Raw genomic sequence first — 11,630 nt, forward strand, 5'->3', positions numbered from 1 at the left:
GAATCACGGCGAGAGAAGGTGACATCATGCGCCGCATCGGACGTGTTGGGCGAGTCGCGGCCGTCATGGCCGGGCTGCTGCTCACGAGCGGCGTGGCCGCGTGTTCGAGCTCCGACGGCCCGGGCGACGCCCTCGACACCTTCGTCAAGGGCTGGCGCACCGGGGATCTGAGCAAGACCGGATTCGTCACCGCCGACGGCGCCAGGATCTCCGCGAACGACGTCTTCACCCAGCTGCAGGCGCTCTCCGGTGAGCTGAAGAAGTCGTCGCTGCTGGTCTCGGCGCAGGGCGAGCCGAAGGAGACCGGCGACATCGCCTCGGTCCCGGTGAAGCTGGACTGGACGCTCCCGGGCGGGACCCCCTGGTCGTACCAGAGCACCGTGCGGCTCACCAAGCGCGGCAGCGACGGCTGGCGGGTGGTCTGGGAGCCCACCATCCTGCACAGCGAGCTGACCGCCGGCGACCGGCTCGAGCTGCGCCGCAAGACCGCCGACCGGGCCGACGTCCTCGGCCTGGACGGCAAGCCGATCGTCACGCTGCGCCCGGTCGTCACGGTCGGCGTGAGCCCCGAGAAGATCACCGATGAGGCGAGCCTGTTCAAGCAGCTCGACCCGATCCTCAAGTCCGTCAACGTGAGCATCGATCTCAAGAATGTCCAGGAAAGGGTCAAGGACGCCCAAAACCCGGGCGCCTTCATCGACATCATCACGCTGCGGCGCACCGACTACGACAAGATCCGCGATCGGGTACGCGACCTGCCGGGCACCGTCTTCGCGGAGGGTCAGCGGGAGCTCGCACCCACCCGGCCGTTCGCCCGGGCGCTGCTGGGCTCGGTCGACGCCGCGACCCGCGAGGACCTGGACGCCAACCCGGACGAGCTGCGGGAGAACGACCAGGTCGGGCACGGCGGCCTGCAGCAGCGGTACGACGCCCAACTGCGCGGCATCCCCGGCCAGTCCGTGGTGATCGCCCGCAAGACCCCGGACGACAAGATCGAGGACTCGCAGCTGTTCAGCACCGAGCCGGTCGCGGGCAAGCCGATCAAGACGACGCTCGACATCGCGACCCAGAACGCGGCCGACGGCGCGGTGGCCAAGGAGAAGCAGCCCAGCGCCCTGGTGGCGGTCCGGATCAGCGACTCGAGCGTCCTCGCGGTCGCCAACGGCCCGGAGGGCGGGGGCGTCAACACCGCGATGACCGGCCAGGTCCCGCCCGGCTCGACCTACAAGATGGTGTCGACGCTGGGCCTGCTGGACAAGAAGGCGGTCACCCTCGACGGCAAGGTGGACTGCCCGAAGACCAAGAAGGTCGACGGCCGCACGTTCAAGAACTCGAACGACGCGGCGCTCGGCTCGGTCCCGTTCCGCACCGACTTCGCGAAGTCGTGCAACACCGCATTCGTCAACCTCGCCCCGCAGCTGGGCGCCGACGGCCTGCGGGACGCCTCGGCGAAGGTCGGCCTCGGCGCCAAGTGGGACCTCGGCACGGAGGCCTTCACCGGCAAGATCTCCCCGGCGGACAGCCCCACGGAGCTCGCGGCGGCGGCTTTCGGCCAGGGCGCGACGGCGGTCAGTCCGCTGGCGATGGCCGGGGCCACCGCCGCGGTCGCGCGAGGCCAGTTCGTCCAGCCCAAGCTCGTGACCGAACCGGCGCCGAGCGCCCCGGCGGCGGACGGTCCGAAACTGGCCGCGACGTCGCTCCAGCCGCTGCACACGATGATGCGCGAGGTTGTCACCAAGGGCACCGGCAAGGGCCTGGCGGACGTGCCGGGCAAGCCGGTCTCGGGCAAGACGGGCACGGCGGAGTTCAAGGACGGCGCGGCGGAGACTCACGCCTGGTTCGTGGGCTGGCAGGGCGATGTCGCGTTCGCGGTGATGGTGGAGAAGGGCGGGGCCGGCGCGGAGGCAGCGGTCCCGATCGCCGAGCGCTTCCTCACCGCCCTGAACTGAGCGGCGCCCTGGCGCGTGACAAGCCGCCCCTTCGGCGCCCCGATGTCACGCGCCCGGGCCTTGGACGTCATGCCGGCATCTCTGGCGGGGATGCTCCGGTCGAGTCTCGTGCCGCCCGGGCGCGGCCGGGCGGGTCGGCCCCTGGTCAGCCCAGGTCAGCCGGCTGTTCGGGGCCGACCTCGAAGGCCGGGCGCTGGGCCGGGAGGGTGAAATCCTCGATGCTGCGTGGCCGCAGCATGCCCGGCATGGTCGCGGGAAGCGGCTTGGAGTCCAGCAGCGGCGCGGACCCGAGCGGTCGCATCGGCGCCCGCGCCGGATCGTCGGCCGCATCCAGCATCGAACCGTCGACGGCGTCCACCGTCGGATCGTCGGCCGGCACCGCGACCGGAGCGTCGACCGCGTCCAAACCCGGAGCGTCGGTCGGCGCGGTATTCGGAACGTCAGCCACGTTCGACACCGAATCGTCTGCCGGCGCGGTATTCGGACCGTCAGCCACGTTCGACACCGGATCGTCGGTCGGCTCCGCGCCCGGATCAACCGCGTCCGGCCATGGGCCATCGGCCAGCGCGGCTTCCGGAGCGTCGACCGCGTCGGGACTCGGGCGATCAGCCGGGCCGGGCTCGACGTCAGCGGCCGGTCCGGGGAGATGATCATGGACCGCTTCGAGGGCGGAACCGTCGGCAGACTCCGAGGAGCCCCCGGGACCGGGCCAGGCGTCACCTGACGGCACCGACGCGACGACATCAGGCAGCCCGGCAACACCAAGCGACCCCGCAACACCAAGCGGCCCCGCAGCGTCCTCGGACAGCTCCTGATTCGTGTGGTCGAGGCCGTCCGGGTCGGTCAGCTCTCCGTCGAGCCCGGCCACCCCCCGGTCACCTTCGCGATCGCCCAGCTCCGCACCGTCCAGACGAGCGGCAGACTCCCCCAGCTCCGCACCGCCCGGACGAACGGCCGACTGGCCCAGCTCCGCACCACCCGGACGAACGGCCAACTCGCCCAGCTCAACACCACCCGGACGAACGGCGGACTTTTCCAGCTGAGCATCGCCGAGAAGAGCGGCGGGCTCGCCTTCACGAGACGCGTCGGCAACCCCCGCCCCGCTGGACAAGGCAGATCCCGCCCCGCTGGACAGGACGTCGGGCTCATCCTCGCGGAAAGCGTCCTGGACCTCCGCCCGGCGGGAGAGGGCGTCGAACTCCGCCCGATCAGACGCGGCATCCTGCTCCGCCCGGTCAGCCGCCGCGCCGGCGGCGGCGTCGGCGGCGGGGTCGATGGCCGGGAAGCCAGCGGCCTCGCCCGCCTCCGAGACGCCCAGCAGAGTGATCCCGGGGGCGTCGGACACCTCCGTGCTTCCCGCGCTGCCGCCGCCCGACATCGCCACCGCCGCCAGCCGAACATCATCCGCGGCAGCCGCCCGCTGCGCCCGCACCGCATCGTCCGGCTCCGAAACGGGCCGGGCAACCGGCACCGCCGGCTCCCCAAGCCGACCAGGCGCCGAGTCCCCACCCTGACCAACCACCGCGTTCCCACGCTGACCAGCCGCAGGGTTTCCCCGCTGACCAGGAGCCTGACCAGGAGCCTGACCAGGACCCGGCCGCCCAGGTCCGAGCCGGCCGGGTCCGGCGAGGTCCCGGCGGGCCGCGATCAGGTCCGGGCGGGCGTCGACCAGCTGGGCCGGCTTCAGCCCCGCCACGATCGCCGAGGTGATCTCCTCCGCATACCTGCCGTCCGGGTCGTAGTCCGGGTCGAACACCGTGATCTCCACGCCCAGGCAGTGCGGCGATTCCACCAGGCCCGCGAGCAGGATCTCCAGCTCGGGGAAGGCGATGCCGCCCGGCTCCGGCGCGTCCACCGCCGGCATGACCGCCGGGTCCAGCACGTCCACGTCGATGTGCACCCAGTAGCCCGCGCAGTCCACCAGCTGGTCGCGCGCCCACTGGGCGCTGCGGGCCGCGCCCTCCACGCGCAGGGTCGGCACCGGGCGCGTCACGATGCCCGCCGCCTGCAGGTCCAGGCGGTATTCGTCCTGGGCCCGGATGCCCATCACCACCACGTCGATGTCGCGGTAGTACGGCCGCCGGCCCTCCATCGCCGCCAGGTCTGTCTGGCCTCGGCCGGTGACCAGCGCCAGGTCCTCGCCCGCCGCCGCGCCCACGTACGAGGCGTTGCCGGGGTGCCGGAAGTCGGAGTGGCCGTCCACGAAGACCAGGCCGATCCGGCCGCCGACCGCCTCGCCCAGGCGGTGCATGGCCAGCGCCGAGCCCAGCACGATCGAGCAGTCGCCGCCCAGCACCACCGGGAACTCGCCCTGGTCGAGGATGGCGCCGATCCGGTCGGCCAGCTTGCGGGAATACGCCGAGATCTCCGGTGCGTGGCACACGCCGTCGCCGGGCCGCCAGTCGCCCGGGTCGTACCGGGGCGGGGTCAGGCAGCCGGCGTCGCGGGCGTTGAGGCGGCGCAGCAGGCCGTGGTCACGCAGGGCTCCAGGCGCCTTGGCGCAGCCCGGCACCGATGTCGCCGTCGGCGGGCGCAGGCCGAGGTTGGACGGTGCGTCGAGCACGGCGATGCGGCGCATGGAGCCCCCCGTACCTTTGCCTAGAAGAGCGCGCGGGCTAGCGCACGCCGCGCGCTCGCCACGGCCGGATCGTCGGGTCCGGCCACGTTGAAGAGTGACAGCAGATGCTTGCGTACGCTGTCCCGTTCCTCGCCGCTGGAGCGCTTCACCGCCGCGACCAGCCGCTCGTATGCCTCGGGCGCTTGTCCGCTGAGGACCTCGATGTCCGCGGCGAGCTGCTGCGCGGCCAGGTCGTCGGGGTCGGCCGCGGCCTTCGCCAGCGCCTTCTCCGCGTCCACGCCGGTGATCCGGCGGTAGAGCTCGACCTGCGCCAGGCCGGACTCCGCCGCGTGGTCCTGCGGCGACTCGGCCAGGATCTTCTTGTACGCCGCCTCGGCCGCGTCCAGGTCGCCGGTCATCATCGCGTCGTCGGCCGCGTCGAGGCGCGGGTCCTCGGGGGCGGCGACCTCGATGCCGCCGGCCTTGAGCACCGCGTCGATGTACTGCCTGATCTGGGCCTCCGGCAGGACGCCGGTGAAGCCCTCGACGAGCTGGCCGCCGACGACCGCGATCACCATCGGGATGCCCTGCACGCGCAGCGCCTGGGCGAGCCGCGGGTTGGCGTCCACGTCGATCTTGCCGAGCACCCAGCTGCCGCCGCCCTCGGCCACGAGCTTCTCGAGGACCGGGGAGAGCTGCTTGCACGGCTCGCACCACTCGGCCCAGAAATCCAGGATCACCGGGGTGGCCATGGATCGTTCGAGCACGCTCGACTGGAAATTCGCTTCGGTGACGTCGATGACCGCGGGCGGCGCACCACCCGGCAGCGGGTTGGCGGCGGGGCTCGCGGCCGGCCCGGCAGGGCCCGCGGGCGCGGGCTTGTTCGCGGGGCGCAGTGCACCGAGATCGACCGCGCCGCGGGTGAAGATCGACGGAGTGGTCCGTGGGTCGCTCATGGTTACCTAGTCTCGCACGCGCGCCGGACTGTTCGCGTCGCCGCCGGGCTGGCGATATCGGACGTCACAGGCGGTTCGCTTGATCGCCGGGAAGCAGCGCATCGTCGAGGTAGCGGACCCCGGTCAGTTCCTGCGAAACCGACCACAGCCGGGCTGCCGTGGCGGGCTCGTCGCCGGGCGGCATGATCGCGTCCAGGTGCACCCTGACGTCCGATTTACGCGTTCCCGGGCAGAGGAAGACGCCGGTCTCGGCGGCGGGGCTGCTGACCGCGAAAAGCAGGGGCAGGCTGCCCTGCTCAGCGGTGCGAGCGAGCAACCGTGCGGTGATCGACACGAACAGCCGCTCGGCGGGGCCGCGGGGGGTGTCGTGGATCGGGGTGGTCGCCATGCCCGGATGGGTGACGAAGCTGCGCACCGGGCTGCCGGCGTAGCGCAGCCGGCGGTCCAACTCGGTGCCGAAGAGGACGTTGGCGAGCTTCGAGCGCGCGTAGGCGGTGTTCGGCGAGTACGACCGGGCGGCGTCGAGGTCGTCGAATCTCAGCCGGACGCGCAGCCGGTTGTAGAAGTTGGAGCTGACGGTGACAATCCGTGGGTCGTGATCGGGCCGGAAGAGGTCCAGCAGCATCCCGGTGAGCGCGAAGTGGCCGAGGTGGTTGGTGGCGAAGACGCTCTCCCGGCCCTGCGGAGTGAGCTCGCGGGCCCGCCCGGTGATGCCGGCGTTGTTGAGCAGCACGTCGATGCCCCTGCCCCGGTCGTGCAGCGCGTCCGAGAAGCGCCGCACCGAGTCCAGGTCGGCCAGGTCGAGGTGGTGGACCTCGAGGTCGCCGCGCAGGGCCGCGCGCACCCGGTGGCCCTTGTCGGTGTCGCGCACCGCCATGATCACCGTCGCGCCGCGCGACGCCAGTTGCTCCGCGGCGATCAGGCCCAGGCCGCTGCTCGCCCCGGTGATCACCACGGTGCGACCGGCCTGGTGGGGAATGTCGTCGAAACCGAACGCGAGCGCCATCGATGCCTCCATGAGGGCAAGAACGGATTATTTATCCGCTGAGCCGACGCTAGCACGAGATCGGATAACTAATCCGATTGGTAGGCTGCGGCCATGGCACCCACCACCAGCGCCGGGTCACTGCGCGCCGACTCGGCTCGCGCGCGGGCCCGGGTGCTGGCCGCCGCGCGCGAGGCGCTGGCGGCCGGCGACACCGACCTGGCGATGAACGCCATCGCCAAGGCGGCCGGGGTCGGCGTCGGCACGGTGTACAGGCACTTCCCCAGCCGGCAGGCGCTGCTGGAGTCGCTGGCCACGGCGAGCTTCGCGGCCATGATCGACGACGCGCGGGCGGCCGCCGCGGAGCCGGACGCGGCCGCGGGGCTGGCCCGGCTGCTGCGGTCGGTGCTGCGGTTCCAGCTGACCGATCCGAGCCTCGCCGCCGTACTGGCGACGCCGTCCAGGACGGGCACCGAGGCTCACGCGCTGAGCGCGGAGCTGCTCGGCACGGCCATGGCGGTGGTCGACCGCGCGCGGGCCGCCGGCGTCATCCGTCCGGAGGTGACCGCCGACGACCTGCGCCGGCTGATCTGCGGTGTGCACCACGCCGTGAGATTGGGCGCCGACGACAGCGCCGCCGATCGTTACCTGGAGATTTTGGTGAGCGGGCTGCGTCCCTAGAAGCGGGCCGGCTCGCGGTAGCTGCCCCACTCCCCCTTGAGCGCCTCGCAGATCTCGCCCAGGGTGGCCTCGGCCCGGGCCGCGTCGAGCATCGCGGGGATCATGTTCTCCGTGGTCCGCGACACCGCCACGAGCCGCGCGAGCGCCTGCTGGGTCCGTACCGGATCGCGGCCGGCCTTGCGGGCAGCCAGCTCGCGCTTCTGCACGGTCTCGACCTCGTGCGAGACCCGGAGGATCTCCAGATCCTTGGCGACCGTGCCGGTGTGCACGTTGACGCCGACGATCCGCTTCTCGCCCTTCTCCAGGGCCTGCTGGTAGACGAAGGCCGCCTCGGCGATGTTGGCGGTGAACCAGCCGTCCTCGATGCCGCGCAGGATGCCGGCCGTCATGCTGCCGTCGTGGCCCAGCTCGCGGATCCGGGTGAAGATCTCCTCGGCCTCCGCTTCGATGCGGTCGGTGAGCGCCTCGACGTACCAGGAGCCGCCGAGCGGGTCGGCCACGTTGGTCACCCCGGTCTCCTCCATCAGCACCTGCTGGGTGCGCAGGGCGATCTCGGCGGACTCGTCGGTGGGCAGCGCCAGGGTCTCGTCGAGGGCGTTGGTGTGCAGCGAGTTGGTGCCGCCGAGGATCGCGGCGAGCGCCTCGACGGCCGTGCGCACCACGTTGTTGACCGGCTGTTGCGCGGTCAGCGAGACCCCCGCGGTCTGCGTGTGGAACTTGAGCCAGAGCGCCTTCTCGCTGGTCGCGCCGTAGTCGTCGCGCAGGTGCCGGGCCCAGATCCGGCGGGCGGCGCGGAACTTGGCGATCTCCTCGAAGAAGTCGACGTGCGCGTCGAAGAAGAAGCTCAGCCCGGGCGCGAAGGTGTTGACGTCCATCCCGCGCGACAGGCCCAGCTCGACGTAGCCGAAGCCGTCGGCCAGCGTGTATGCCAGCTCCTGCGCGGCGGTCGAGCCGGCCTCACGGATGTGGTAGCCGGAGACGCTGAGCGGCTTGTACTTCGGGATCTCGGCGTGGCAATACTCCATCAGGTCGCCGATCAGGCGCAGGTGCGGCTCGGGGGCGAAGAGCCACTCCTTCTGCGCGATGTACTCCTTGAAGATGTCGGTCTGCAGGGTGCCGTCGAGCTTGCCGAGGTCGGCGCCCTGGCGCTCGGCGGCGACCAGATACATCACGAAGACCGGCACGGCCGGGCCGGAGATGGTCATGCTCGTGGTGGTCTGCTGCAGGTCGATGCCGTCGAACAGCACCTCCATGTCGGCGGCCGAGTCGATCGCCACGCCGCAGTGGCCGACCTCGCCGAGCGACTCCGGCTCGTCGGAGTCGCGGCCCATCAGCGTCGGCATGTCGAACGCCACGCTCAGCCCGCCACCGCCGGCGGCCAGGATCATCTTGTAGCGCTCGTTGGTCTGCTGCGCGTTGCCGAACCCCGCGAACTGGCGGATGGTCCAGGTGCGTCCGCGATAGCCGGTGGGATACAGACCCCGGGTGTACGGGAACTCGCCCGGCCAGCCGATCCGGTCGAAATCCGCGTAGCCGTCACCGTCGGCGGGCCCGTACACGGGCTCGACGGGCGTCCCGGACAGCGTCGTGAAGTCTGCGTCCCGCTTGCGCGCGGCGTCGTAGCGCTGCTGCCAGCGCTCCCGGCCGGCGGCGATGTCGGCTGCGTCCATGCGCTCATCGTAGGCGCAAAGCTGAACGATCGATAAGGGCCGAGCAGGACTCTCTCACGAAAGCTATGACGTTTTCAGCATGTTCACAGGATGATCAAGAATCTGTAGATCTAAATGGGTGGCTACCGCCACGGTCTCCCCAACCGTCCTGGAGTCCCCGTGAATCGTTCCCTCGCTGCTGTCGGCACCTCGGTGCTCATGGGCAGTTTGCTGCTGGCGGGCACCGGCGCTACCGCCGCCGCCGCGACCGACCCGCTCTCCCCGTCCGCCCACCGCGCCGCCGTCAAGGCCGGCAGCGGGGACTCCTTCGCGATCAAGGCGACGGCCAAGGACGCCGACGGTACGGCGCACGTGCGCTACACCCGCACGTACGAGGGTCTGCGGGTGCTCGGTGGCGACTTCGTCCTGCACGGCACCAAGGAGGGCACGTTCCGGCAGGCCTCGGTCGGTCTCGAAGCGCCGCTGACGCTGAGCACCACGCCCAAGCGGGCCGCCTCGGCCGCGAGCGCGACCGCCAAGGCGCACTTCACCGGCACGGTCGGCACCGTGGGAACGCCCGAACTGGTCGTCGACGCCACCGCCGGCACCGGCACGCTGGCCTACGAGACCGTGGTCGAGGGCTTCGGCAAGGACGGTCAGACGCCGTCGAAGCTGCACGTCGTCACCGACGCGAACACCGGCGCGGTGCTCAGTTCCTGGGACACCGTCGAGACGGCCACCGGCAACAGCGTCTACTCCGGCGCCGTGTCGATCACCACGACCCAGGTCTCCACCTCGAGCTTCAGCCTCAAGGACACCGCGCACGGCAACGGCACCACCTGTGACATGAACAACAAGACCTCGGGCACCTGCACGCTCTTCACCGACGCGGACAACGTCTGGGGCACCGGCGCCACCTCCAACCGGCAGTCGGCCGCGGTGGACGCGCACTACGGCGCCGCGAAGACCTACGACTACTACAACAGCACCTTCGGCCGGAAGGGCATCTTCAACAACGGCACCGGCGTGCCGTCGCGGGTGCACTACGGCAGCGCGTACGTCAACGCGTTCTGGGACGGCTCGTCGATGACCTACGGCGACGGCAGCGGCAACGCCCGTCCGCTGGTCTCGCTGGACGTGGCCGGCCACGAGATGTCGCACGGCGTCACCGAGCGCACCGCCAACCTGACCTACTCCGGCGAGTCCGGCGGCCTCAACGAGGCCACCTCCGACATCTTCGGCACGATGGTCGAGTTCTACGCCGCCAACTCCAGCGACGCGGGCGACTACCTGATCGGCGAGAAGATCAACATCAACGGCAACGGCAAGCCGCTGCGCTACATGTACAACCCGACCCTGGACGGCAACGGCATCGGCTGCTGGTCGAGCACCACGAAGAACGTCGACGTGCACTACTCCTCCGGCGTCGGCAACCACTTCTTCTTCAACCTGGCCGAGGGCAGCGGCGCCACCGCGTACGGCACCTCGCCGCTGTGTGGCTCGGCCACCGCGGTGACCGGCATCGGCCGCGCCAAGGCCGCCGCCATCTGGTACCGGGCGCTGAGCACCTACTTCACCTCGAGCACCAACTACAAGGCCGCCCGCGGTTACACCCTCTCCGCGGCGACCGACCTGTACGGCAAGTGCGGCACCGAGTACAAGGCCGTACAGAAGGCGTGGACCGCGGTCAACGTGAGCGGCACGGATGCGGCCTGCTAAAGCAGCCGCTGAGTTGATGCCCGGCGGTGCCACGAGCACCGCCGGGCATTACCTTGTCGCCATGAAGATCATGCGGCTGTTCGCCGTGGTAGCGGTGATCGCCGGCGTGGTGCTCACCGCCACCGGGCCGGCCACGGTCACCGGCCTGCTGCCGTATTTCACCATCCAGAGCAGCCTCGGGTACGGGATCTTCGCGGCCTGGGCGGCGTTCCGCGGCCGAGCCACCCCGCCGGCGCTCAAGGGCGCGGTCACCCTCTACGTCGCGATCACCGGGCTGGTCTACCACCTCGTGCTCACCAATCAGGCGAGCGGCTTCGCGATGGCCCCGGTGGAACGCGCCCTGCCGGACGCGATCGGCAACCAGTTGCTGCACACCGTGGTGCCGCTGCTCGCGGTGCTGGACTGGCTGCTGTTCGACGAGCGTGGCCGGTTCCGCTGGCGCTACGCGCTCTACTGGCTGGCGTTCCCGCTGGGTTACCTGGCGTTCGCGCTGGTCCGGGGGCTCGTCGTGGACAGGTACCCGTATCCGTTCATCAACGTGAACGACCTGGGCTACGACGGCGTCGCCGTCAGCACGGCGGTCTTCGCGGTCGCGTTCTGGATCCTGGGCCTGCTGTTCGTGGCGATCGACCGCTGGGGCGGCCGGCTGACTCGGCAGCCGGCCGACAGCGTTACTTGATGTTGTTGTCCTTGCACAGCTGCTCGAAACGACCCGCGCAGACCGCCTTCTTCTCGACGAAGCCGCCCTTGATGACGGTATTGATGCCCTTCTTGTCGATGGCGATCGGCGTCAGGAGGATCGCGGGGATGTAGGAGCCCGACTCGGGGTCCTTCACCCTCCCGTTGTCCTTGATCTTCGGCGTCTGGCCCTTGTACAGCTGGATGGCCAGGTCGGCCGCCGCATCGGCTTCCAGCTTGATCGGCTTGTACACCGTCATGCACTGGTCACCGGCGAGGATGTTCTGCAGGCCCTGGACCGTGGCGTCCTGCCCGGTCACCGGGACCTTGCCGTTCATCTTGTCCTTCTTCAGGACCTCGATCGCGGCGTTGCCCAGGCCGTCGTTCGCCGCCGCCACGCCACGGATCTTCTTGTCGGTCAGCCGCCACATCTCCGTGAAGACGGTGGTGGCCTCC

8 protein-coding genes and 1 pseudogene are annotated in these 11,630 nt (G+C 70.8%); 4 read left to right on the forward strand and 5 right to left on the reverse strand.

Annotated features, from left to right (window positions below; all coding sequences use genetic code 11):
• Positions 1–26 precede the first annotated feature (26 nt).
• Positions 27–1,949: a penicillin-binding transpeptidase domain-containing protein gene (locus DMB66_RS10180; RefSeq protein ID WP_125803789.1), complete on the forward strand. Its 1,923-nt coding sequence runs from the start codon at positions 27–29 to the stop codon at positions 1,947–1,949.
• A gap of 1,677 nt (positions 1,950–3,626) precedes the next feature.
• Here DMB66_RS10180 and DMB66_RS10185 read toward each other — a convergent pair.
• The 3 genes and pseudogenes from DMB66_RS10185 to DMB66_RS10195 all read right to left on the reverse strand — a co-directional run.
• A pseudogene (locus DMB66_RS10185) lies at positions 3,627–4,527 on the reverse strand (arginase family protein); the annotation flags it as partial.
• A 20-nt stretch (positions 4,528–4,547) separates the two neighbouring features.
• Positions 4,548–5,462 (reverse strand): tetratricopeptide repeat protein, encoded by a 915-nt coding sequence (locus DMB66_RS10190; RefSeq protein WP_125803790.1) that lies wholly within the window; start codon positions 5,460–5,462, stop codon positions 4,548–4,550.
• A gap of 64 nt (positions 5,463–5,526) precedes the next feature.
• Positions 5,527–6,468: an SDR family NAD(P)-dependent oxidoreductase gene (locus DMB66_RS10195; RefSeq protein ID WP_125803791.1), complete on the reverse strand. Its 942-nt coding sequence runs from the start codon at positions 6,466–6,468 to the stop codon at positions 5,527–5,529.
• Positions 6,469–6,561: 93 nt separating this feature from the next.
• On the opposite strand from DMB66_RS10195, the gene DMB66_RS10200 reads away from it, so the two are divergent.
• Positions 6,562–7,128, forward strand: a complete 567-nt coding sequence (locus DMB66_RS10200) for a TetR/AcrR family transcriptional regulator (RefSeq protein ID WP_125803792.1) — start codon at positions 6,562–6,564, stop codon at positions 7,126–7,128.
• Here DMB66_RS10200 and DMB66_RS10205 read toward each other — a convergent pair.
• A complete protein-coding gene (locus DMB66_RS10205) occupies positions 7,125–8,798 on the reverse strand; it encodes a methylmalonyl-CoA mutase (RefSeq protein ID WP_125803793.1) in 1,674 nt (557 codons plus the stop codon). The genes DMB66_RS10200 and DMB66_RS10205 overlap by 4 nt on opposite strands.
• Before the next feature lie 159 nt (positions 8,799–8,957).
• Between DMB66_RS10205 and DMB66_RS10210 the strand changes: the two genes are divergently transcribed.
• Positions 8,958–10,496: a M4 family metallopeptidase gene (locus tag DMB66_RS10210; protein ID WP_233624448.1), complete on the forward strand. Its 1,539-nt coding sequence runs from the start codon at positions 8,958–8,960 to the stop codon at positions 10,494–10,496.
• Positions 10,497–10,557: 61 nt separating this feature from the next.
• Positions 10,558–11,175 carry a Pr6Pr family membrane protein gene (locus DMB66_RS10215; protein WP_125803795.1) on the forward strand — a complete coding sequence of 206 codons (618 nt, stop codon included), beginning with the start codon at positions 10,558–10,560 and terminating at the stop codon, positions 11,173–11,175.
• Here DMB66_RS10215 and DMB66_RS10220 read toward each other — a convergent pair.
• Positions 11,168–11,630 (reverse strand): substrate-binding domain-containing protein (locus DMB66_RS10220; RefSeq protein ID WP_148112728.1); only part of this gene is annotated, 463 nt, incomplete at its 5' end. The genes DMB66_RS10215 and DMB66_RS10220 overlap by 8 nt on opposite strands.

The organism is Actinoplanes sp. ATCC 53533 (assembly GCF_003947245.1).

What these genes read in the sequence shown, in the direction of transcription:
- DMB66_RS10180 (WP_125803789.1), top strand. Translation starts at nt 27, where the DNA reads ATGCGCCGCATCGGACGTGTTGGGCGAGTCGCGGCCGTCATGGCCGGG.
- DMB66_RS10205 (WP_125803793.1), bottom strand. Translation starts at nt 8,798, where the DNA reads ATGGACGCAGCCGACATCGCCGCCGGCCGGGAGCGCTGGCAGCAGCGC.
- DMB66_RS10190 (WP_125803790.1), bottom strand. Translation starts at nt 5,462, where the DNA reads ATGAGCGACCCACGGACCACTCCGTCGATCTTCACCCGCGGCGCGGTC.
- DMB66_RS10200 (WP_125803792.1), top strand. Translation starts at nt 6,562, where the DNA reads ATGGCACCCACCACCAGCGCCGGGTCACTGCGCGCCGACTCGGCTCGC.
- DMB66_RS10195 (WP_125803791.1), bottom strand. Translation starts at nt 6,468, where the DNA reads ATGGCGCTCGCGTTCGGTTTCGACGACATTCCCCACCAGGCCGGTCGC.
- DMB66_RS10215 (WP_125803795.1), top strand. Translation starts at nt 10,558, where the DNA reads ATGAAGATCATGCGGCTGTTCGCCGTGGTAGCGGTGATCGCCGGCGTG.